At 71.6% G+C, this 22,797-nt stretch carries 22 protein-coding genes; 2 read left to right on the forward strand and 20 right to left on the reverse strand.

Annotated features, from left to right (window positions below):
- Positions 1-218: 218 nt before the first annotated feature.
- The 4 genes from DEI97_RS11180 to DEI97_RS11195 all read right to left on the reverse strand — a co-directional run bounded on the left by DEI97_RS11180 (position 219) and on the right by DEI97_RS11195 (position 4,820).
- Positions 219-1,280, reverse strand: a complete 1,062-nt coding sequence (locus DEI97_RS11180) for a DUF8320 family protein (RefSeq protein WP_111074256.1) — start codon at positions 1,278-1,280, stop codon at positions 219-221.
- Positions 1,277-2,683 (reverse strand): sensor histidine kinase, encoded by a 1,407-nt coding sequence (locus DEI97_RS11185; protein ID WP_111074257.1) that lies wholly within the window; start codon positions 2,681-2,683, stop codon positions 1,277-1,279. Before DEI97_RS11185 ends, DEI97_RS11180 begins: the two co-directional genes overlap by 4 nt.
- A 24-nt stretch (positions 2,684-2,707) precedes the next feature.
- Positions 2,708-3,433 (reverse strand): response regulator transcription factor, encoded by a 726-nt coding sequence (locus DEI97_RS11190; protein WP_441005161.1) that lies wholly within the window; start codon positions 3,431-3,433, stop codon positions 2,708-2,710.
- Between the two features lie 127 nt (positions 3,434-3,560).
- Complete coding sequence (locus DEI97_RS11195) at positions 3,561-4,820, reverse strand: class I SAM-dependent RNA methyltransferase (RefSeq protein ID WP_111074258.1); 1,260 nt, start codon at positions 4,818-4,820, stop codon at positions 3,561-3,563.
- A 14-nt stretch (positions 4,821-4,834) separates the two neighbouring features.
- On the opposite strand from DEI97_RS11195, the gene DEI97_RS11200 reads away from it, so the two are divergent.
- Together DEI97_RS11200 and DEI97_RS11205 are read left to right on the forward strand one after the other, a co-directional pair.
- Positions 4,835-5,647 (forward strand): Maf family protein, encoded by an 813-nt coding sequence (locus DEI97_RS11200; protein WP_111074259.1) that lies wholly within the window; start codon positions 4,835-4,837, stop codon positions 5,645-5,647.
- Positions 5,648-5,745: 98 nt separating this feature from the next.
- Positions 5,746-7,521, forward strand: a complete 1,776-nt coding sequence (locus tag DEI97_RS11205) for an acetyl/propionyl/methylcrotonyl-CoA carboxylase subunit alpha (RefSeq protein ID WP_111074260.1) — start codon at positions 5,746-5,748, stop codon at positions 7,519-7,521.
- 136 nt (positions 7,522-7,657) lie between these two features.
- Here DEI97_RS11205 and DEI97_RS11210 read toward each other — a convergent pair whose 3' ends face one another.
- From DEI97_RS11210 to DEI97_RS11285, 16 genes are all read right to left on the reverse strand, one after another.
- Positions 7,658-8,608: a hypothetical protein gene (locus DEI97_RS11210; RefSeq protein ID WP_181439180.1), complete on the reverse strand. Its 951-nt coding sequence runs from the start codon at positions 8,606-8,608 to the stop codon at positions 7,658-7,660.
- A gap of 231 nt (positions 8,609-8,839) precedes the next feature.
- Positions 8,840-10,471: a phospho-sugar mutase gene (locus DEI97_RS11215; protein ID WP_111074262.1), complete on the reverse strand. Its 1,632-nt coding sequence runs from the start codon at positions 10,469-10,471 to the stop codon at positions 8,840-8,842.
- Positions 10,468-11,298 carry a purine-nucleoside phosphorylase gene (locus DEI97_RS11220; protein ID WP_111074263.1) on the reverse strand — a complete coding sequence of 277 codons (831 nt, stop codon included), beginning with the start codon at positions 11,296-11,298 and terminating at the stop codon, positions 10,468-10,470. The genes DEI97_RS11215 and DEI97_RS11220 overlap by 4 nt, the downstream gene beginning before the upstream one ends.
- 24 nt (positions 11,299-11,322) lie before the next feature.
- On the reverse strand, positions 11,323-11,595 hold the full coding sequence (locus tag DEI97_RS11225) for a PTS sugar transporter subunit IIB (protein WP_111074264.1): 273 nt from the start codon (positions 11,593-11,595) through the stop codon (positions 11,323-11,325).
- The gene (locus tag DEI97_RS11230; RefSeq protein ID WP_111074265.1) at positions 11,592-12,041 is read right to left on the reverse strand and encodes a PTS sugar transporter subunit IIA; all 450 of its coding nucleotides are present in this window, start codon (positions 12,039-12,041) and stop codon (positions 11,592-11,594) included. The genes DEI97_RS11225 and DEI97_RS11230 overlap by 4 nt, the downstream gene beginning before the upstream one ends.
- A 4-nt stretch (positions 12,042-12,045) precedes the next feature.
- Positions 12,046-13,158, reverse strand: a complete 1,113-nt coding sequence (locus tag DEI97_RS11235) for an adenosine deaminase (protein WP_111074266.1) — start codon at positions 13,156-13,158, stop codon at positions 12,046-12,048.
- Positions 13,159-13,284: 126 nt separating this feature from the next.
- A complete protein-coding gene (locus DEI97_RS11240) occupies positions 13,285-14,571 on the reverse strand; it encodes a thymidine phosphorylase (protein ID WP_111074267.1) in 1,287 nt (428 codons plus the stop codon).
- Between the two features lie 2 nt (positions 14,572-14,573).
- A complete protein-coding gene (locus DEI97_RS11245; RefSeq protein WP_111074268.1) occupies positions 14,574-15,101 on the reverse strand; it encodes a cytidine deaminase in 528 nt (175 codons plus the stop codon).
- A 16-nt stretch (positions 15,102-15,117) separates the two neighbouring features.
- Entirely contained in the window at positions 15,118-16,407 is a 1,290-nt protein-coding gene (locus DEI97_RS11250; protein ID WP_111074269.1) for an ABC transporter permease, read from the reverse strand.
- Positions 16,404-17,642 (reverse strand): ABC transporter permease, encoded by a 1,239-nt coding sequence (locus DEI97_RS11255; RefSeq protein ID WP_111074413.1) that lies wholly within the window; start codon positions 17,640-17,642, stop codon positions 16,404-16,406. Before DEI97_RS11255 ends, DEI97_RS11250 begins: the two co-directional genes overlap by 4 nt.
- 272 nt (positions 17,643-17,914) lie before the next feature.
- Entirely contained in the window at positions 17,915-19,435 is a 1,521-nt protein-coding gene (locus DEI97_RS11260; RefSeq protein ID WP_111074270.1) for an ABC transporter ATP-binding protein, read from the reverse strand.
- 93 nt (positions 19,436-19,528) lie between these two features.
- The gene (locus tag DEI97_RS11265) at positions 19,529-20,602 is read right to left on the reverse strand and encodes a BMP family lipoprotein (protein WP_111074271.1); all 1,074 of its coding nucleotides are present in this window, start codon (positions 20,600-20,602) and stop codon (positions 19,529-19,531) included.
- A 271-nt stretch (positions 20,603-20,873) separates the two neighbouring features.
- The gene (locus tag DEI97_RS11270) at positions 20,874-21,392 is read right to left on the reverse strand and encodes a hypothetical protein (protein ID WP_111074272.1); all 519 of its coding nucleotides are present in this window, start codon (positions 21,390-21,392) and stop codon (positions 20,874-20,876) included.
- Positions 21,382-21,894, reverse strand: a complete 513-nt coding sequence (locus DEI97_RS11275) for a hypothetical protein (protein WP_146248090.1) — start codon at positions 21,892-21,894, stop codon at positions 21,382-21,384. The genes DEI97_RS11270 and DEI97_RS11275 overlap by 11 nt, the downstream gene beginning before the upstream one ends.
- Positions 21,884-22,387 (reverse strand): hypothetical protein, encoded by a 504-nt coding sequence (locus tag DEI97_RS11280; protein ID WP_111074274.1) that lies wholly within the window; start codon positions 22,385-22,387, stop codon positions 21,884-21,886. The genes DEI97_RS11275 and DEI97_RS11280 overlap by 11 nt, the downstream gene beginning before the upstream one ends.
- Before the next feature lie 24 nt (positions 22,388-22,411).
- The gene (locus DEI97_RS11285; protein WP_111074275.1) at positions 22,412-22,789 is read right to left on the reverse strand and encodes a hypothetical protein; all 378 of its coding nucleotides are present in this window, start codon (positions 22,787-22,789) and stop codon (positions 22,412-22,414) included.
- Between the last annotated feature and the right edge of the window lie 8 nt (positions 22,790-22,797).

A 22,797-nucleotide genomic window follows, 5' to 3' on the forward strand; every position in this document is an offset into this window, starting at 1 on the left:
GTTCTTCGTTGAAGTGCATCGCCGGTCGGTGGCCGACTAGGGTACGAAGCCACCACCGTGACGAGTCAGGGCGATATTCGGGTTGTCGCTCTGACTCGGGTTGAGAACGGGCCGGTCGGTAGCTCCGACCGGCCCGTTCCCCGTTTCCGGGGCTGTACTCGTCTCGGGCTGTGCCTGTCTCGGGCCGTGCCTGTCTCGGGCCGTGCTCCCGACCGCGCTCAGGCGCGAGCCGCGTGCCGGTCGATCTCGAGCCACAGCGCGACGGAGTCGTCCTCGCCGTCATCGTCGTCCTCGTCCGCCGTCCCGAGTGCCGCGGACTCGCTCTCGGCCGCGTCCAGCCGCAGTCCCACCACGGTGACCGCGGCGTCGGCGTTGTCCGGCACCGTCCGGACGATCACGTTGTCGGCGTCCGCCTCGTACGCACGACGAAGCGCCTCGGCGAGTTCGGCGTGCACGCGCTCCTGCTCCACCGTCTCCAGGTCGTCCAGCCCGCCGTCGTCGTGCAGCTGGACGACCGCGCCCCGACGACGGAGGCGCATCACCTCGGCGCGGACGTCGTCGGACAGCAGGGAGCGGCCGCGGATCTCGTCGCGGATCGCCTGCTCCAGGTGCAGGCTCTCGGCACGCTCGTCGTCGCTCAGACCGCCGCAGGTGTCGATGATGCGCTGGAGCATCGGCCGCGCCATCCTGGTCGTCTGTCCGAGCCGGACCTGCCGCTCGGACACATGCGCGTCCTGCGCCGCCTGCCAGTCCACGGTCTCCTGCTCGGCCCGGACGAAGTCGCGGGTGATCCGGGTGGCGTGGCTCATCGCGATCGCGAACCCGGTGGCGACCGACAACCAGATCACGTTGCCGAGCGCACCCAACTCGCCCAGTGCCTCCAGGCCGGCCCAGCTCACCGAGTGGACCGTGCAGAAGGCGACGCCCACCCAGGCGAAGCGTCCGCGTTGGCGGACGGCCAGCACGACCATCAGCGTGCCGACGGCGGCGATCCACCACGTGGCGTAGGTCGGCGCGACCGCGAGGTCGACGACGGTCGAGCAGACGATGGGCATCACGACGGCCGTGGCGAGCGCGAACCAGGCGACCCACACGGGCAGCACCGGACCGCGCACGAACAGCGCGAGGGCGGTCGCCGCGGCGTAGAGGACCATGCAGGCGATGACCGGCGCGGCCTTCGACGGCGCGCCGGGCAGCGTGGTGACCGCGAGGACCAGGTGCAGCAGGGAGAAGAGCGCGGCGAGTCCGGTCGCGACGCCCGCGGGGATCGAGGCCCTCATGCGTGTGCCTCGGGCTCTCCGGAGCCGGTCCCGATCTCGGGCCGGACGACGTCGCGGTCCTCGGAGCCGAGTGCCGGCCAGCGGAGCACGATGCGGGTCCCGGAGCCGGGGGCGGTCCGCAGGTCGGCTTCGCCCTCGGCGGCGGCCATCCGCTCGATGATCGAGCGGCGGACCCCGAGGCGCTCGGCCGGCACCGCGTGCGCGTCGAACCCGGCGCCGTCGTCGGCGACCTCGACCTGGACGCTCGATCCGTCCACGATGATCGTGAGCCACCGCGAGACGTCGTCGCCGGCGTGCTGCACGCTGTTCACGGCGGCCTGGAGCGCGGCCGAGGCGATGGCGTCCGCAGCCGAGAACGGCAGCCCCGGGCCCGTCACGGGGGCGCTCCGGACCTCGACGGGCGCGCCGAGGGACGTGACGGAGGCGACGATCCGGTCCCGCAGGACGTCGAACGGCACGACCTGGTCCTCCCCCGGGCCGTCAGCGGCCGCGGCGGCGAGGTGGTCGATGGCGTTCCGTGCCATCCGCGCGGCGAGGGTCTTCGCGTCCGGGGTGTCCGCACGGGCGGCTGACAGCAGCGTCGTCAACACGCTGTCGTGCACGATGGCGTCCACCTGGACCCGCTCGACCTCGGTCGCGTGCTCGCGGATGGCCCGCGAGTACCGGCGGACCGCGGTGGCCTGGGCGGCGTCCACCGCAGCTGCGGCCCGGCGGAGCACCACGATGAGGACCAGCGCCGCGATGCCGAGCACCGCCGTGTAGGCACCGTCGAGGAACGCCCGCTGCAGGCTCACCCCGCCGCCGGCAGGCGAGAGCCGCAGCACGACGTAGATGATCGGCACGAGGGCGTTGTAGACCGCGGCGCGCCACGTGGCGAAGCTCAGCGAGGCGGCGATCGTCCCGACGTTGCAGAGCCACCACGGCCATGGGACCTGGTCACCCGGCAGTCCGTGGTGGACCGTCAGCGGGAAGGTCAGCAGTGCGACGAGGAACAGCAGCGCGCAGACGGCCTGTGCCACCTGCGACCACCGCTGTGCGATCGCCGAGATCCCCACCGCGACGAGCGAGAGCGCCATGGTGATCGCCGCTGCCGGAGCCCAGAACGCGTCGAGGTACGGCAGCTGCTTGAGGAGCCCAGGGACGTTCACCGCGCCGAATCCGATCGCGGCGATCGCCATCAGGATCGTGAAGGCCCGGTCGAGCGACGCCTGCGTGATCGTGGCGCGGACCGACCGCGACGGGTCGGCCCAGCCGGTGCCCCGGGTGTGGCCTGCGCCACCGGCCGACACGGGGCCGGTCGGCGCGGGGCCGGTCGGCACGGCGCCGATGGCAGCTGCGCCGCCCGGGGACGACGGACGCCGGGCCGCTGCGGGCCCGGCGTCCGGCGCTGCGTCAGTGGTCACGAGGACCGTCCGACGCGCAGTTCCTCAGCGACCATCGCCGTCGGGGTCGATGCCGGAATCGAGCCCCGGCAGGATCCCGTCCTCGACGGCGCGCCGGAGCAGGTCGACCTTGGTCGGGGCGGGGCGACCCACCTCGACGTACTTCACGCGGATGCGGTCCAGGTACTCACGAGCGGTCGAGTACCCGATGCCGAGCTGCTGGGCCGCGAGCTTCAGCGGCAGCCCCGATGCGTACAGGTGCAGGATCTCGCGTTCGCGGCGCCCGAGCTGGGCCTTCGCGAAGTCCCGGTCGGCGTCGATGGCGCTCGCCCACTCGAGGTTGTTGAGCACGTCGCCCCGCGCCACCGTCGCGACGGCGGCCATCACGGTCTTCGTCGCGGACGACTTCGGGATGACGCCGGCAGCCCCCGCCGCCAGTGCCTCTCGGACGTTCGCGACCCGGTCGGCGATGCTGTGCACGAGGACAGCCGAGCCGGTGCCCTGCACGCCCTTGACGTTCTCGGTCACGGTCGAGCCGTCGCCCAACGACAGGTCGAGGACTACCACGTCGACCTCACGCCCACCGAGCTGCGCGATGTACTCCGGGACGCTCGCGGCGGTGAGGACCACCTCGAACCCCTCGTTCTGACAGGCGGCCTGGATCCCCAGTCGGACGGACTCGTGGTCGTCGACGATGGCGACCCGGACCGGCCGGGTCTCGAGACCGGCAGTCCCTGTCGTGCCGGTCGATGTGCTGGTGGTGTCTCCCACGGTTGCCTCTCGTTCCGACGACGCGCCGGGCCCTGATCCCGGTTGCCGTCGTCACCCAGGATACCCAGGTCAGCCTCAGCTTCGTACCCCGCTGCGGAACCCGACGGGGGCGACCACCCGCCGGAGCTCAGCCGACCGGCACCAGCCGTGCCACAGCCTCCAGGTGGTGCGTGTGCGGGAACAGATCGAAGGCGCGGAGGGCCTCCAGGCGGTACCCGAGGTCGGCGAACGTCGCGACGTCGCGGGCCAGGGCGACGGGGTCGCAGGCCACGTAGACGACCTGCGCCGGCTGCAGTGCCGCGATCGACACGACGACCTCGCGCCCGGCCCCGGACCGCGGCGGGTCGAGCACGATCGTGCCGGCCCGGAAGCGGTCGCGCTCCGGACGGGAGGCCGACTCGACCGTGCGGGACAGCCACCGGTCGACACGGCCCGTCTCGGCACGCGCGCCGATCCACTCGGACAGGTTCTCGAGTGCGTGCTCGGTCGCGCGGGTCGCGCTCTCGACGCTCGTCACGCGGGCGCGGGGTCCGACGACGTCGGCGAGGGCGGCGGCGAGCAGACCGACGCCACCGTAGAGGTCCAGGTGCTGGCCCTCCGGGTCGAGCCGGTCGCGGTCGACCAGGTCCTGCACGGCCGCGGTGAGGACGGCCGGCGCCTGGCGGTGGACCTGCCAGAAGCCGTCGTCGTCGACCGCGAACGTCCGCTCGCCGACGACCTCCTGCACGACGGTGGGGCGCTGCGCGTCGATGACCAGTCGGGCGCCGCCGGAGCCGCTCGGGCTGAGGACGTCGACGACCTCGGCACCGGGCATCGAGCCGCGGCCGAGCGGTGCCGAGCCCTGCACGGTCGCGGTGGCCAGTGGCAGCGACGTGACCGGGACGACGGTGTGCGACCGCGCGGCGAACGGTCCGGGCGTGCCGTCGGCGTCGACGTGCAGGCGGATCCGGGTGCGCCAGCCGAGGCCGTTCGCCTCGTCGTCGCCGGGCGCGGCCTCGACCACGACCGGCGCGCCGAGCACGGCGTCCAGGTCGATCTTGCCGAAGCGGGAGAACGAGTCGACCAGCACGTCGCGCTTGAGGGTCCGCTGGTGGGCCAGGGCGATGTGCCCGAACTCGGCGCCACCCGGACGGACCGCGGGGTCCCGGTCGAGGCCGGCCTCGGGCCAGACGTGGTCCACCCGGTGTTCGCTCGGTTCGAGGACCTGCACGGTGTCGGCACGCCAGAACGACTTCTTCCGGTCCTCCGTCACCCGGGCCACGACCCGCTCTCCGGGGATCGCGTCCGTGACGAACACCACGCGCCCCTCGTGCCGTGCCACCGAGATGCCGCCGTGGGCGATCCCGGTGACGTCGAGTTCGAGCAGTGTGCCGACGGATTCACCCATGGTTCGATGTTCCCATGCGTCTGTACCTCGCGAGCACCTCCCCCGCCCGTCGCGCCCTGTTGTCGCAGTCCGGGATCGAGCCGGTGCTCGTCTCGCCGGGGGTCGACGAGGACGCCGCGGCCGCCGCCGAGCGGGACCGTCTGGGTCGCGAGCTGACCGGTCCGGAGCTCGTGGCGCTGCTGGCGGTGGCGAAGGCGACGGCGGTCGCGGACGGCCTCGTCGGGCTCGCTGACGAGTCCGGCCTCGACGGCATCGTCTTCGGCGGCGACTCGGCCTTCGAGGTCGACGGCGTCCTCTACGGCAAGCCCCACGACCCCGAGGTCGCCCGGCAGCGGTGGCGGCAGATGCTCGCCGCCGGCGGCGGCACGCTGTGGAGCGGACACTGCGTCATCGACCGGCGCGTCATCGACGGTCGCGCAGGCGTCCGCTCCGTCGCCCGCTCCGTCGACGAGACGACCGCCCCGGGGACGGGAGGCGCGGTGCGGGCCGGAGACGAGCCTCCCGTCCGTCCCGTGGGTGCGCTCGCACTCGGCCCCGTCGCGCCCGGTGGGTCGGCGCTCGTCGTGGACGGCGACCGGGTGGTCGCGGTGGACAGCGCGGTGCTGACGTTCGCCGACGACATGACGCCAGCGGAGATCGACGCGTACGTCGCGACCGGTGAGCCGCTCGAGGTGGCCGGCGCGTTCACGATCGACGGGCGCGCCGCGGCCTTCATCACGCGCATCGACGGTGCCCCCTCGGCCGTCGTCGGCCTGTCGCTGCCGGTCCTGCGTTCGATGCTGCTGCGGGGGTTCGGCATCGCCTGGCACGACCTCTGGGCGCAGTAGTCGGATCCGCTCGCTGTAGACATCCACCTGCTGCCCACGGTGTTTCTTGTGGACGGCGGTCAAAACAGGACCTCGGCACACGAATACGCTGATGTTCCATGCCCCGCATCAGCAAGGTCCTCATCGCGAACCGCGGCGAGATCGCCGTCCGCATCATCCGAGCGGCCCGCGACGCGGGCAAGGCCTCGGTGGCGGTCTACGCCGACCAGGACCGTGACGCCCAGCACGCCCGCCTCGCCGACGAGGCCTACGCGCTGAACGGCACCACGAGCGCCGACACCTACCTGGTCATCGAGAAGATCATCTCCGTCGCCCGACGGTCCGGCGCCGACGCCGTGCACCCCGGGTACGGCTTCCTCGCCGAGAACGCCGACTTCGCCCGCGCCGTGATCGACGCCGGGCTGACCTGGATCGGCCCGTCGCCCGACTCGATCGAGCGCCTCGGCGACAAGGTCTCCGCGCGGCACGTGGCCGAGAAGGTCGGCGCGCCGCTCGCCCCCGGCACCATCGAGCCCGTGCAGGACGTGTCCGAGGTCATCGACTTCGTCGACCAGGTCGGACTGCCCGTCGCGATCAAGGCCGCCTTCGGTGGCGGTGGTCGTGGGCTCAAGGTCGTTCGCTCGCGCGAGCAGGTCGAGGAGCTGTTCGAGTCCGCCACGCGCGAGGCCATCGCCGCGTTCGGGCGTGGCGAGTGCTTCGTCGAGAAGTACCTGGACAAGCCGCGGCACGTCGAGACCCAGTGCCTCGCCGACGAGCACGGCAACGTCGTCGTCGTCTCGACGCGTGACTGCTCGCTGCAGCGCCGCCACCAGAAGCTCGTCGAAGAGGCACCCGCGCCGTACCTGACCGAGGCGCAGCAGACGCTGCTCTACGAGTCGTCCAAGGCGATCCTCCGCGAGGTCGGCTACGTCGGTGCCGGCACCTGCGAGTTCCTCATCGGCGCCGACGGCACGGTCTCGTTCCTCGAGGTCAACACGCGTCTGCAGGTCGAGCACTGTGTCTCCGAAGAGGTCACCGGCATCGACCTGGTGCGCGAGCAGTTCCGCATCGCCGAGGGCGGCACGCTCGACTACGCGGACCCGACCCCGCGCGGCCACTCGTTCGAGTTCCGCATCAACGGCGAGGACCCGGGCCGCAACTTCTTCCCCGCACCGGGCCCCGTGCACGTCTTCAACGCGCCGTCCGGTCCGGGCGTCCGCGTCGACTCCGGTGTGGTCTCCGGCGACGTCGTCTCCGGCTCGTTCGACTCGATGCTCGCGAAGCTCATCGTCACCGGCTCGACCCGTGCAGAGGCACTCGAGCGCTCGCGCCGTGCCCTCGCCGAGTTCGAGGTCGCCGGCCTGCCGACCGTCATCCCGTTCCACCGCGCGGTCGTCGCGGACCCGGCGTTCGCCACGTCCGACGACGAGCCGTTCAGCATCTACACGCAGTGGATCGAGACCGACTTCGTCAACGACATCCCGGCGTGGAGCGGCTCCCCCGAGGAACTGCCGGCCCCGGCGTCCCGCGACACGGTCGTCGTCGAGGTCCAGGGCAAGCGCATCGAGGTGACCATGCCCGCCGTCGTCGGTGGCGGTGCCGCGGGTGCCCGCCGCCCGGCCGGGCCGTCTGCTCCGCCGAAGCGTCGGTCCTCCGGCGTCAAGGGCGGCCGTGCTGCCTCGGGCTCCTCGGTCGCGTCGCCCATGCAGGCCACCGTGGTGAAGCTCGCGGTCGCCGAGGGTGACACCGTCGTGAAGGGCGACCTGCTCGTCGTCCTCGAGGCCATGAAGATGGAGCAGCCCGTCCAGGCGCACAAGGACGGCGTCGTCACGGGGCTGAACGCCCCCGTCGGCCAGACCGTCTCGTCCGGCCACGTCCTGCTCGAGCTCGCGTAGGGCGGCCGGCGCGCCTGGCCGCCGCGCCCGCCGCCCGGCGCCGATCGGCTCCGCACAACAGCAACCGCCCCGAACCACGGCTTCCCGTGGTTCGGGGCGGTTTCCGTTGTGCGACGCCAGCTGACGCCGGCCGGTGTCAGCGGATCCGGCGGAAGCGCCGGGCCTCGAGCGGGAGGCCCGTCCCCAGCAGCAGCGCACGGAGCCGAGCCGGGTCCTGCGTCTCGGGCCAGCCGAAGCGGCCGACCTGACGGACGTCCGGCACCCGGCGGAGTCGGTCCTCGCGGCGCTTCTCCTGGAGGAGGACGTCCTCGGCGGTGAGGCCGGCCGCGCGCATCGCCGGGTCCCGGTACTTGGCCGCACCGTCGAACTCGAGGACGATGCCGTGGTCGGGGAACCAGAAGTCGACCCGCGCCACGAAGCCGGCGGCATCGCGGAACTCCGCCTGCAGTTCCGGCCGCGGCGCTCCGAGTTCGTCGAGCGCCACCCGGGCGACCGACTCCCCCACCGATCCACTGCGGGCGTCGGCGAAGTCGATCGCGAACCGCGCCCGATCACGGCCGTGCACGGCGCTCGAGGCATCGAGTCGTGCGCGGAGTGCCGCTCGGTCGACACCGCGGTGGAGCGCGACGTCGAGGACGGGCACGGAGCGCCGGAGCTCCTGCGTCAGCGCGATGTCGACGACGGTGCTGGACAGGTCCGACACCGCCCGCCCCGAGAGCGTCCGGGCGAGGCGCATCGGGCGGTTCTTACCGGGGTGCTTCCGCAGCAGCCGGAGGGACTGGGACGTCTCGCGCTCGGGGTCGATCACGTCGACGACCTCGGGGAACTCGCCGCTCCAGGGCAGCCCGTGCAGTGCGAGGGCGGACACGTGCGAGAGGACCAGACGCGGAGCGACCAGCTCGTCGATCGCGTCGATCCGCGCGAGGTGTCGGACCCGCGCGTCCGCCGCCCGCCAGCGATCGGCGTCGACGAACCGGCCGGGTGCGAGCCGGACGAGGGCACCCCGGTCGGCCGCTGCCGCGAGGTCCCGGCCCCGCCGGCCGGTGGGGTCGGCACTCCCGCCCCTGATGATCTCCAGTCGTTGCATGTCGGCAGCTTCCGGCAGGACCACGGTGCCTGCGCGGCTCTTCCTGCCTGCTGTGGACAGCCTCCCGGCCGACCCCAGTCGTGCAGGAGTGCCGGTTCCGACGGGCGCAGCACAACGAGAACCCGCTCGAACCGCGGCATGCAGCGGTTCGAGCGGGTTCCTGTTGTGCGCAGCCGGTCGGCGCCGGCGGGCGGCGGCGGCGCCGGCGACGGCCGCGGCCGCGGGCGCGCCCTACGAGACCAAGGGGCGGACGGCGGCGGCCAGGCGGTCGGCCAGGGCCGACGCCTCGGCGGGCGTGGCCGCCACGGTGTCGATGTAGACCTTCACCTTCGGCTCGGTGCCGCTCGGGCGGACGATGACCCGGGCACCGCCCTCGAGGTCGAAGCGCAGGATGTCCGACGGCGGGAACCCCTCCACCCCGTCGAGGAAGTCCGTCACGGACGCGATCGCGACACCGCCGAGCTCCGTCGGCGTGGCGGTCCGGAGCGAGGCCATGATCTCGCCGATGCGCGACAGGTCGTCCACCCGCGTCGCGACCTGCCCGGACGCGAACGCCCCGAACCGCTCGGCGAAGGCGTCGAGCTGGTCCGCGATGGTCTTGCCCTCGGCCGCCAGCTCGGTCGCGAGCGACAGCAGCTCGAGTGCGGCGGAGATGCCGTCCTTGTCGCGGATCACCTGCGGGTCGACCAGGTAGCCGAGCGCCTCTTCGTACCCGAACAGCAGGTCCGGCACGCGCGACACCCACTTGAACCCGGTCAGCGTGTCCCGGTGCCCGAGCCCGTACTGCTCGGCGACCCGGGCGAGGGCCGGCGAGCTGACGATCGACGCGGCGAGCACCCCGGTCACGCCGGCGTCGGCTGCACGAGCGGCGGCGCGCCAGCCGAGGAGCCAGCCGACCTCGTTGCCGGCGAGACGTCGGTACGAGCCGGAGCCGTCCGGGATCGCGAGAGCCAGACGGTCGGCGTCGGGGTCGTTGGCGATCACCAGGTCGGCGCCGACCGCGACACCGCGGGCGATCGCCAGGTCCATCGCGCCCGGCTCCTCCGGGTTCGGGAACGAGACCGTCGGGAACGCGCCGTCCGGCTCGATCTGCTCCGGCACGACGGCCGGCTCACGGAACCCGGCCTGCGCGAAGACCGCGCGGGCGGTCTCCCACCCGACGCCGTGCATGGCCGTGTAGACGACGGACGGCTGCGCGTCGGCCGGGAGGGCCGGGGCCGGCACCGTCGCGGCCGTCGCGTCCACGTACGCCTGGACGAGCGACGCGTCGGCGACGGTGTAGTCCGTCGCCCGTTCGAGCGAGCGGATGTCGCCCGCTGCGACGTCGTCGATGGCCGCAGCGATCTCGCCGTCGACCGGCGGCACGATCTGCGAGCCCTCGTCGTCGCCGCCGAGGTAGACCTTGTACCCGTTGTCCCGCGGCGGGTTGTGGCTGGCGGTCACCATGACGCCCGCGCCGACGCCGAGGTGCCGGACGGCGAACGCGACGAGCGGTGTCGGCAGCGCCGAGGGCAGCAGCGTGACGTCGAGGCCGAGGCCCCGCATGACCTCGGCGGAGTCGCGAGCGAAGACGTCCGAGTTGACCCGTCCGTCGTACCCGATGACGACGCTGCGGTCACGCCCGGAGTCGATGAGGAAGCGGGCCAGCCCCGCGGCGGCCTGCGTCACGACGACCCGGTTCATCCGCAGGGGGCCGGCGCCGAGTTCGGCACGGAGCCCGGCGGTGCCGAACTGCAGCCGGCCGGCGAACCGGGCGTCGAGTTCCTCGGTGTCCCCCGCGTCGACGAGCCGCTGCAGCTCGGCGCGGGTCTCGTCGTCGGGGTCCTGCTCGATCCAGGCCAGGGCGGTGTCGACGACGCTCACAGTGCCGCCACCACGCGGGCGAGCAGGTCGGCGATGACCGGCTCGGCCTGCTTGCCGGCCTCGAGCACCTCGGTGTGGGACAGCGGCGTCTTCTGGATGCCCGCAGCCAGGTTCGTGATGAGCGAGAAGCCCAGGATCTCCATGCCGGCCTGCCGGGCGGCGATCGCCTCGAGCGCGGTGGACATGCCGACGATGTGCCCGCCGATCGCCTTCGCCATCTGGACCTCGGCCGGGGTCTCGTAGTGCGGGCCGCGGAACTGCGTGTAGACGCCTTCGTCGAGGGACGGGTCGACCGACTTCGCGACCGCACGGAGACGGGCCGAGTACAGGTCGGTCAGGTCGATGAACGTCGCGCCCTCCAGCGGGCTGTCGGCGGTCAGGTTGATGTGGTCGCTGATCAGGACCGGCGTGCCGGGCGTCCAGGTCTCCTTGATGCCACCGGCGCCGTTGGTGAGGACCATGACCGAGGCTCCGGTCGCGGCAGCCGTTCGGACGCTGTGCACGACGCGACGCACGCCGTGGTTCTCGTAGTAGTGCGTGCGCGCGCCGATGACCAGCGCGTGCCGACCGTCGGCGAGACGGATCGACCGGACGGTGCCGGAGTGCCCGGGGACGGCCGAGGCGCTGAACCCGGGGACGTCCGCAGCGGGGATCTCGGAGACGGTCTCCCCGAGCAGGTCGGCGGCCTTGCCCCAGCCGGAGCCGAGCGTCAGGGCGATGTCGTGCCGCTCGATGCCGGACCGCTCCGCGATGACTGCGGCGGCGTCACGGGCCACGTCGAAGGGGTCGACGGCGGGGTCGTTCAGGGGGTTCTCGGTGCTGAGCATGCGCCGATCGTACCGGGCGGCAGGTCAGCCGAGTGCCTTCTCCACAGCCGCCGTGATCTCGCTCTGGTCGAAGTGGTTCCGGATCACGATGACCTCGGCGTAGGTGGTCCCGATGGCCTCGACGAACTCCTGGCTTGTGAGGATCACGTTGGCGTCGTCGGAGACGTCCCGCACCGAGGCGACGTCGGCGGCGACGACCTCCGCCGTCAGCCCGAGCGCCGCCAGGGCCTTCTCGGCGTTCACCTTGAGGATCGCGCTGGCACCGATGCCGGCGCCGCAGATGGTCACGATCTTCACGCGGTGCTCACTCCCATGATGCTCCGGATCTGGTCCGCGCTGGTGGCCTCCGCCAGTCGCCTGGTGACGGTCGGGTCGTTGAACAGGTTCGCGATCGCACCGATCGACTCGAGGTGCGTGCCGACCTCGGCCACGGCCAGGCCGAGGACGACCGAGACGGGGTCGTTGTGCGGGTGCCCGAAGACGACCGGTTCGGCCAGGGTGACGACCGCCAGCCCGTCACGGAGCACGCTCGACCCCGGCCGGGCGTGCGCGAACGCCAACCCGGGCGAGATCACGATGTACGCGCCGTGCTCCTCGACCATCGCGATCATGGCGTCGGTGTAGGCGTCGGTGGTCGAACCGGAGGCCACGAGGGCGTCGCCGGCGCTCCGGAGCGCGTCGCGCCACGACGACGCGGACGCCCCGAGGACGACGGCCGGGTCCGGCAGCGGCGGCAGGCCCATCGGCTCAGGCCTCCGCGTACCCGGCGGTGATCGCGGCGATGATCTCCTCGCGGTCCTCCAGCGGCAGGAAGGTACCGAGGGCGGCGTTGATCTGGAACGCGGCGAGGTCGTCGAGGTCGTAGCCGAAGGTGCCGGCCAGGAGCGCGAGCTCCTTCGACAGCGTCGTGTTGCTCATCAGGCGGTTGTCGGTGTTCACGGTCACCCGGAAGCCGAGCTGGTACAGGACGTCGAACGGGTGGTCGGCCAGGTCGTCGCCCCACGCGGCGATGGCGCCGGTCTGCAGGTTCGAGGACGGCGAGACCTCGAGCGGGATCTCGCGGTCGCGGACCCAGGAGGCCACCTCGCCCAGGGTGGCGAGCATCGAGCCGTCGCCGCCGTCGGTCAGGGCGACGTCCTCGAACACCCGGACGCCGTGGCCGAGGCGCAGCGCGCGGCCGTCGACGAGCGCCGACCGGATCGAAGCCAGGCCGTCCGCTTCGCCGGCGTGCACGGTGACGGGGAACAGCTCGGAGGCCAGGTAGTCGAACGCCGCCTTGTGGTTCGACGCGGGGAACCCGGCTTCGGCGCCGGCGATGTCGAAGCCGACGACGCCGTGGTCGCGGTGGCGCACCGCGAGCTGGGCGATCTCCAGCGAGCGGTCGGCGTGGCGCATCGCGGTGACGAGCTGGCCGATGCGGATCGACCCACCGGCGGCGTCGACCGCGGCTTCGATGCCGGCCTGGACGGCTTCCACCGTCTGGTCGAGCGTCAGCCCGCGCTGCAGGTGCTGCTCCGGGGCCCAGCGGATCTCGCCGTAGACGACACCGTCCGCGACGAGGTCCTCGACGAACTCCTTCGCGACGCGGGTCAGCCCGGCTTCGGTCTGCATCACGGCGGTGGTGACGTCGAACGTCTTGAGGTACTCCACCAGGGAGCCGGAGTTCGACTGGTCGGCGAACCACGCGGCCAGCTCGGTCGGGTCGGTGGTCGGCAGCTCGACGCCGTCGGTCGCGGCGAGCTCGATGATCGTCGCGGGACGGAGGCCGCCGTCCAGGTGGTCGTGCAGCGAGACCTTGGGCAGGTCGTTGATGACCGCTCCGGCGTCGGGCAGGCGGTGGATGGTGGCGGCGTCGCTCATGCGCCCAAGGCTATCGGTGGTCACCGACCCCCGCAGGGCGGGGTCGACAAACCCGTGGAGGACGGACTGGAGGCTCCCCACAGGACGTGTGGGGAGCCTCCGGTTCCGAGCGTGCGACGGACGCCGCTACTGGATCCGCTCTCGCACGATCGGGCCGCGCTCCGGCGCGGACTCGCCGATCGACCAGGCACCCTCGAGCGACTCGAGGGCCCGCTCGAAGCGCTCCGGCTCGTCCGTGTGGAGCGTCCAGAGCGGCTGACCGGCGGTGACCGTGTCGCCTGGCTTGACGTGCAGTTCGATGCCGGCGCCGGCCTGCACCGGGTCCTGCGCCCGCGCGCGACCGGCACCGAGCCGCCAGGCCGCGATGCCGAACGGCAGCGCCTGCTGCGTCGCGAGCACACCGGACTCGGTCGCGGTGACGACGTGCGTCTCGGCCGCGACCGGCAGCGCGGCCGACGCGTCGCCGCCCTGCGCCTCGATCATCCGGCGCCAGGTGTCCATCGCGCGGCCGTCGGCGAGGGCGGCGGCCGGGTCGGCGTCGGTGACCCCGGCGAGGCGCAGCATCTCCTCGGCGAGCGACACGGTCAGCGAGACGACGTCGGCGGGCCCGCCACCGGCGAGCACCTCGACGGACTCGCGCACCTCGAGGGCGTTGCCGATCGTCAGACCGAGCGGGACCTCCATGTCGGTGAGGAGCGCCGAGGTCGCGACCCCGGCGTCCTTGCCGAGGTCGACCATCGTCTGCGCCAGGAGCTTCGACTGCGCGAAGTCCGCCATGAACGCGCCCGAGCCGAACTTCACGTCGAGGACGAGCGCTGCCGTGCCCTCGGCGATCTTCTTCGACATGATGCTGGACGCGATGAGCGGGATGCACTCGACCGTCCCGGTGATGTCGCGGAGGGCGTAGAGCTTCTTGTCGGCGGGTGCCAGACCGGACCCGGCCGCGCAGATGACCGCACCGACGTCGGCGAGGATCTCGGACATGCGCTCGTTCGAGATCGCGGCCTGCCAGCCCGGGATCGACTCGAGCTTGTCGAGCGTGCCGCCGGTGTGGCCGAGTCCGCGACCGGACAGCTGCGGCACCGCGACGCCGAACGTGGCGACCAGCGGTGCGAGCGGCAGGGTGATCTTGTCGCCGACGCCGCCGGTGGAGTGCTTGTCGACCGTGGTCTTGCCGAGCGAACCGAACGACATCCGCTCCCCCGACGCGATCATCGCGAGCGTCAGGTCACGGATCTCACGACGTTCCATGCCGTTGAGGAAGATCGCCATCGCGAGCGCGGCCATCTGCTCGTCCCCGACGTAGCCGCGCGTGTACGCGTCGACGAGCCAGTCGATCTCGGCGGTGGAGAGCGTCCCGCTGGAGCGCTTCGTGCGGATGAGGTCGACGGTGTCGAACGGCTCGACGGCCATGGTCAGTGCTCCTGCTGGTAGGTCATGAGGGTGCGCGGCCCGAAGGCGTCGGGCAGGACCTCGTCGATGGTGCGGATGCCCGAGACCGTCTCGAGGAGCATGCCCTCGGTCGAGTGCTCGAACAGCAGCTGCCGGCAGCGCCCGCACGGCATCAGGGTCGCCCCGTCGCCGTCGACGCAGGTGAACGCGACGAGCTTGCCGCCGCCGGTCATGAACAGCTGCGACACGAGCGAGCACTCGGCGCACAGGGTCACCCCGTACGAGGCGTTCTCGACGTTGCAGCCCGAGACGATCCGGCCGTCGTCGGTGAGCGCCGCAGCCCCCACCGGGAAGGACGAGTACGGCACGTAGGCGCGGCCCATCGCGGTGGTCGCAGCCTCCCGCAGGGCGGTCCAGTCCACGTCGACGGTCCCGTCGATCGCGGTGTCCGGATCGGACGGGAGGCTCTGGGCCGGGTCCGTCCAGGACGGCTCGCCGGTCGTCGGGTCGAGGGTGACCCCCTGGTCACCCGCAGCGTTCGTGTCGGTCATGTGGCGGGCCTCCCGGCTAGTTCTTGATGTACGGCTTGCCGGACGCAGCCGGGCCTCGCGACTGGCCCACCAGACCGGCCACCGCGAAGATCGTGACGACGTAGGGCAGCATCAGCAGGAACTCGCTCGGCACCGGCGAGTTGATCGCCCCGAGGGTGTTCTGCAGGTTCGACGCGAAGCCGAACAGCAGCGCGGCGAGCGTCGCCTTGATCGGGTCCCAGCGGCCGAAGATGACCGCGGCCAGCGCGATGTAGCCCGCGCCCGCCGTCATGTCCTTCGTGAACGGACCGACCGCGTCGAGCGTGAAGTACGCACCACCGAGGCCGGCGATCGCACCGGCGAGCGAGACGTTCCAGAAGCGCGTGCCGGTGACGTTGATGCCGACGGTGTCCGCGGCCTCCGGGTGCTCGCCCACCGCGCGGAGGCGCAGGCCCCAGCGGGTCTTGAACAGCGCGAAGGTGACGACGGCGACCGCGATGTAGGCCAGGTAGACGATGACGGTCTGCTCGAAGAACACCGGGCCGATCACCGGGATCTGGTGCAGGACCGGGATCTCGATCTTCGGGAAGCGGATGCCGACGTTGAGCGTCGTCTCGGACGGCGAGAGCACCTGCGAGTACAGGAACCCGGTGAGCCCGGAGATGAACGCGTTGATGACCACACCGACGATGACCTGGTCGACGAGGTACTTGATGCTGAACGCCGCGAGGACGAACGACACGAGCACACCGGCGATGAGCGCACCGATCAGACCGACCCAGGCGGACCCGGTCAGCGAGGCGATGAGGGCCGAGGTGAACGCACCGGCGAGGAACTGTCCCTCGATGGCGATGTTCACGACGCCGACCCGCTCCGAGATGACGCCACCGAGGGCACCGAACACCAGCGGGACGCTGAGGCCGATCGCACCGACCAGCAGGCCGGGCAGCGGGATCGTCTTGCCGGCGGCGGCCCAGGTGAGGAAGCCGACGACGAACACGACCGCGAAGACGCTCGTCAGCCACAGCGGCACCGGACGGAACCGGCCGACCAGGAAGAACGCGACGGCGGTGCCGAGCGACAGCAGGACGACGACGACCACGCCGGTCGCCAACGACGGCAGCCCGACGTTCGGCAGCTGCACGAAGTCGCCGGCGTTGGCCAGACGGAACGTGGTCGTGCCGCCACGACGGACGCCGAGGAACAGCACGGCGGCGAGCACCGAGAACACGGCGAACGCGATCGGTGCCTTCCAGCTACGGGTGGTCTCGACCGCTCGGTCCGCGACGGGTGCGGCCGGGGCCGCGGTGGGGCTGAGGGTGCTCACGCGGCGACCGCCTTCCGCTTGGAGTTCTTGCCGGTGCGACGACGTGCGCCCGGCTGCGGGATCCGGAAGACCGCGCGGACGAGCGGCGGGGCCGCGATGAACAGGACGATGAGGGCCTGGATGACGCCGACGATGTCGATCGGGATGCCGTTGGCGGCCTGCATGGCGTAGCCACCGTTCTTCAGCACGCCGAACAGGATCGCGGCCCAGAAGGTGCCCCAGGGCTTGGAGCGGCCGAGCAGCGCGACGGTGATCGCGTCGAACCCGATGCCGGCGTCGATGCCCGAGGTGAAGCCCGTCGTGACGGCACCCTCGACCTGGTAAGCACCGGCGATCCCGATGAGGGCACCGGAGATCACCATCACCCAGACGGTCAGTGCCGGGACGCTCATGCCGGCGACGCGGGCCGCGCGGGGGTTCTCGCCCACCGTGCGGAAGCGGAAGCCGAGCGACGACTTGTTCATCAGCCACCACACGACGACCACCGCGACCAGGGCGACGAGGAACCCGACGTCGATGCCGAACCGGGAGCCGAACAGCGACGGCAGGACCGCCGAGTCGCGGGTCGCGGGCGAGATCGGGTTCGGGCTGCCGCCGGCCTGCAGGAGGCCCGGGGTGCGGAGCATGAAGCTCACCAGGTACAGGGCGACGTAGTTGAGCATGATCGTCAGGACGACCTCGTTGGCACCGGTCCGGGCCTTGAGGAGTCCGACGATGCCCGCCCAGACCGCACCGCCGACGATGCCGGCCAGGATCGTCAGCGGGATGTGCACGATCGCGGGCAGGTCGAACGAGAACCCGACCCAGCCGGCGGCCGCGGCGGCCATCAGGACCTGTCCCTGCCCGCCGATGTTGAACAGACCGGTGCGGAACGCGACCGCGACGCCGAGGCCGGCGGCGATGAGCGGCACCGCGTAGTCGACCGAGCGCGTGATCGGGGCGATCGCGGTCGCGAACGACGGCGCGCCGAAGTTGACGACCGAACCCTGGAACAGCGACGAGTACGAGCCGCCGACGGCCGTCCCGACCGCACGGAGCGTGTCGAGCGGGCGGGCGAAGAAGTACCCCGCCGCGGCCTGGACGTCCTTGTCGGTCAGGGCGATGAGGACACCGCTGGCGATGAGGGCCAGGACCACCGCGAGGACGGTGGTCAGGACCGAGCCGTTCACGATGCTGCGGAGGGCGTCGCTCCAGCGGCCCTCGCGGCGCTCGCTGTCGGTCGCGGAGTCGGTCATCAGGTGCGGGGCGCCGGTGACCTCCTGCAGACGGTCGTCGACGGCGGGGGTCGCGGCGTCGTGCGTCGTGTCGGCGGTCGTCGCGGCAGCGCTCGTCGCGTCGGCGGTCGTCGCGGCGGCGCTCGTCGCGGCAGCGCTCGTCGCGTCGGCGGTCGTCGCGGCGGCGCTCGTCGCGTCGGCGCTCGTCGCGTCGGCCGGGAGGCCCGTGGTCGCGTCGGTCTGTGCGGTGCGGTCCGACGGCGTGGTGCCGTCGTGCTGCGGCGTGGGGTCGCTCACGCGGCGAGCTCCGTTCCTGCGGGCAGTTCGCCCGCCATCATGAGTCCGAGGACGTCCCGGGGTGTGGACGCGGGGACGATGCCGACGATCGCGCCGCGGTACATCACGGCGATCCGGTCGGCGAGCGCGACGACTTCGTCGAGCTCGGTGGAGACGACGATCACCGGGACGCCGCTGTCGCGGGTCTCGACGATGCGCTTGTGGACGAACTCGATCGAGCCGACGTCGATGCCGCGCGTGGGCTGCGCGGCGACGAAGAGCCGCAGCGGGCGGCTGAGTTCGCGGGCCAGGACGATCTTCTGCTGGTTGCCGCCGGAGAGCCGACCGGCCGCGGTGGTGCGCCCGGGCGTGCGGATGTCGAACTCGGCGATCTTCTCGTCGGCGAAGGCGTCCCGCTCGGCGGCGCGGATGGTGCCGGCACGGACGAAGTCGGCGGAGTCGGCGCGGTCGAGCATGAGGTTCTCGGCGATCGTGAACTCCCCGACCAGCCCGTCTTCCTTGCGGTCCTCGGGGACGAACCCGACGCCGGCGTCCAGGATCTGCTTGACGCTGCGGCCGGTGACCTCGCGGCCGTCCAGGGTGATCCGACCGGAGCGGACCGGCTCGAGGCCCATGATCGCCTCGGTCAGTTCGGTCTGGCCGTTGCCCTGAACGCCCGCGATGGCGAGGACCTCGCCCCGGCGGACCGTGAACGAGACGTCGTCGACCAGCACCAGGCCGGTCGGGTCGGTGACGGTGAGCCCCTCGACGACCAGGGCGGCGTCGCCCGGGGTGGCCGGTGCCTTGTCGACGACCAGTTCGACGCTGCGGCCGACCATGAGTGCCGCGAGCTCGCTGTTCGACGCGGTCGGGGACGCTTCGCCGACGACCTTGCCCAGGCGGATCACGGTGATGCGGTCGGCGACCTCGCGGACCTCGCGGAGCTTGTGGGTGATGAAGACGATGGCGGTGCCGGCTTCGCGGAGCTGGCGCATGATGCCCATCAGCTCGTCGGTCTCCTGCGGGGTGAGGACGGCCGTCGGCTCGTCGAACACCAGCACGGAGGCGTCGCGGGACAGCGCCTTGATGATCTCCACGCGCTGCTGCACGCCGACCGGCAGGTCCTCGACGCGGGCGTCGGGGTCCACGTCGAACCCGAAGCGCTCGGAGATCTCGCGGACGCGCTTGCGAGCGCCGGCCAGGTCGAGGCGGCCGCCGAACGCGGTCTCCTCCTGCCCGAGCATCACGTTCTCGGCCACGGTGAAGACGGGGACGAGCATGAAGTGCTGGTGCACCATGCCGATGCCGGAGCGCATGGCGTCGCCCGGTCCGTCGAAGGCCTGGACGACGTCGTCGAGCAGGATCTCGCCCTCGTCGGCCTGGTACATGCCGTAGAGGACGTTCATCAGGGTCGACTTGCCTGCACCGTTCTCGCCGAGGAGACAGTGCACCTCGCCCGGTTCGACGGTGATCGAGATGTGGTCGTTGGCGACCAGGCTGCCGAACCGCTTCGTGATGCCGCGGAGTTCGAGCTTCATGTCGGTGAGTCTATTTCTGTCTCGGGCGTGCACGGGTCCCCGTGCGCGCGAGAACGCGGGCGGAGGAGTGCTCCCCCGCCCGCGTTCGTCGGACTACTTGACGGATGCCTCGGTGTCGACCTTGACCGAGCCGTCGATGATGCCGGCCTTGATCTTGTCGAGCTCGCCCTGCAGACCCGAGTCGACCTTGGACTCGTAGTCGTGGAACGGCGCGATGCCGACGCCGTCGTTCTTCAGCGTGCCGACGTACGGGGTCTTCGAGAAGTCGCCCTTGGCGGCCTGCTCGACGACGTCCTTCGTGGCGGGCTTCATGCCCTTCTCGATGGAGGTGAAGGCGATGTCCTTGTAGCGGGGGTCGGCCTCGTAGAGGTCGCTGTCCGCGCCGATGAGGACGGAGCCGTTGTCGGCGTCCTTGATCGCTTCTGCGGCCGACTGGTAGATCGGGCCACCGACGGGCAGGATCACGTCGGCGTCCTGGTCGAGCAGCGACTGCGCGACCGACTTCGCCTGGGTGCCGGCCTCGAAGCCACCGGTGAAGGAGCCCTTCTGGCTCTTGACGTCCCAGCCGACGACCTTGACGTCCTTCTTCTTCTGCTCGTTGTAGTACGCGACGCCGTCCGCGAAGCCGTCCATGAAGATGGTGACGGTCGGGATCTGCATGCCGCCGAAGGTGCCGACGGTGCCGGACTTCGAGTAGGACGCCGCCGCGTAGCCGGCGAGGAACGCCGCCTGCGAGGTGTCGAACGTGATCGGCTTGACGTTCTTGGCGTCGATCGAGTTGTCGTCGATGATCGCGAAGTCGGTGTCGGGGTTCGCCGCGGCCTGCTTCTTCGTCGAGGCGGCGAGGTTGAAGCCGACCGTGACGATGAGGTTGCAGTTCTGGTTGACGAGCTGCTGGATGTTCGAGTCGTAGACGGTCGCGTCCTTCGACTCGGCGTCCTTGTACTGGGCGCCCAGGTCGGAGGCGGCGTCCTTCATGCCCTCGAAGCCGAGCTGGTTGAACGACTTGTCGTCGAAGCCACCGGCGTCGGAGACCATGCAGGGCAGGAAGTCGGACTTCTTGGACGAGGTCGAGCTGGACGGTGCGGATGCGCAGCCGGCGAGCACGGCGACGGTGCCGACGAGCGCGAGACCGCTCATGGCGACGCGACGGGTACGAGATGACACGGGGGTTCCTCCGGGGAGATCGGGAGTCGACCCGGAGTCACTGCGCACCGGGCGATCGTCAGGACAGTACACGACCGGCCGGGCGGTACAGGACCGGTCCGGAGGCCCTCCGACATCGGTTACGCGATCGCGACCGCGCCGTAACGCGCCGGAAACGCGATGGTCGGTTCGTGCCCCCAGTTCGCGGGGTTTCGTGATGGAGCGCTACAGCCGGGCTCCGGTCTGGAGGATCGTGCAGGCATCCCCCACATCCGCCGGTCCGCAGGGCGGTTCAGAAGTCGTCGTCCGCGTCGCCGGGGAAGCACAGCGAGAGAGCCTGGACCGCGTACTGTCCGTCCGACACCGTCAACCGGACGGAGTCGGTCCGCCCGCCACCACGACCCACGATGGTCGGGCGGTCCGCCGTCCCCCAGTGGTCGATCGTCATGCCCTGCTCCGTCCACCGGTCCTCGGTGGTGGTGACGTCCTGCGTCACGTCGCCGCTGGACGAGCGGGTGACGAGGTACCGCCACTTCGCACCCTGGTCGCCGTCGGGGAGCCGGCAGTCCTCCAGGTAGTCGGGGCCGGTCCGCGGCTGCCACGTCCCACCGAGTCGACCGGTGACCGCCTCGACGGCGTCGACCATCTGCTGCTGCGCGACGTCCCGGTGGACGGCCGGGGCAGCGTGCTCGGACGTCGGTGCCGGTGCGGGGGCCGGGCCAGCCGCGGAGCAGCCGACGAGCGCGGCGACGACGAGCACACCGGTGCCGAGGACCCCGACGGGTCGGCGCAGCCTGTGCTCAGAGCGCATCAGCGTCTCCGGGGAAGCACAGCGAGACGGCCTCGACGCCGTACAGGTCCGGGGCGACCGAGAGACTGATCGACCTCGTCGTCCCACCGCCACGGCCCGTGATGGTGGGCTCGTCCTGCGTTCCCCACCGCTCCAGCGACATGCCCTGTCCCTTCCACCGCGCCGTCACCGCGGCGACGTCCGCAGGTACGTCCCCGAGCGAGCCGCGTGTGACGAGGAAGCGCCACTGCGCACCCGGCTCGCCGTTCGACAACCGGCAGTCCTCCGCGTAGTCGGGACCGGTCTCGTGCTGCCACGTGCCGCCCAACGCGGTGGTCACCCGGTCGACAGCCTCAACCATCTGCCGCTGCGCGGTGTCCGCGTCGAGCACCGGTGTCGCCGTCTCGCTCGGTGTCGGTGTGGGTGTCGGAGCGGGCGTTGCACAGCCGACGAGCGTGCCGACGACGAGCACGCCGACCGTGGCTGCGGCCCATCGGCGTGGGATGATCGCGTCAGAGCTCATCGGGGTCCCCGGGGAAGCACCGCGACAGCGCCTGGACTCCGTACTGGTCGTCGGTGACCGAGAGGCTCATCGAGTCGGTCGCCGCACCACCGCGGCCGACGAGGGTCGGATGAGCTGTCGAGCCCCACCGGTCGATGGCCATGCCCTGCCGCTTCCACTGCGCCTCGACCGCGGATAGGTCCTCCGCGACGTTCCCGACCGACGAACGCGTCCGGACGTCCACCCACTGCGCACCCGGCTGTCCGCCCGGCAGGGCGCACGCATCGGCGTAGTCCGGTCCCGTGCCCTGTTCCCAGTCCCCGCCGAGCCGTCCGGTGAGGTCGTCCACCGCACCGACCATCTGCTGCTTCGCGGCCGCAGCCGTCACCGCCGCCGTCGCGAGCGGGGTGGTCGTGACCGACGGGTGCTGCGCACAAGCGGCGACAATCAGTTCGATCGGAACGAGTACCAGTGCGCACACCGCGCTCCGACGCAGGCCGGAACTGCCGGTCATCCGTCAGTCCGGCAGCGCGTTCGTTCAGAGTTGGTCTGCATCACCCGGGAAGCAAAGCGAAACGCTCTGGATGGCGTAGAGCCCAGGCGCGATGGAGAAGCTGATGGAATCGGTGCGATCGCCGCCCCGCCCGATGACTGTCGGCTCCGTCTTCGTGCCCAGGTGTTCGATGGACATTCCCAGGGCCTTCCAACGCGCTTCGACCTTGGCTGAGTCGGCAGAGACGTCGCCGGTCTGCGCGCGGGTGAGGAAGTACGTCCACTTTGCTCCGGTGTCCCCGTCGGGTAATCGGCAGGCTTCTGCATAGTCCGGTCCAGACCGGACTTTCCAGTCACCACCGAGGCTCTCCGTCGCGTCCCTCACGACTTCGACCATTCGTTGCTGCGCGCTCTCGGAATCCACCGCGGGTG

The sequence above is a fragment of the Curtobacterium sp. MCLR17_032 genome, from assembly GCF_003234795.2.
Classification (GTDB): Bacteria; Actinomycetota; Actinomycetes; order Actinomycetales; family Microbacteriaceae; genus Curtobacterium.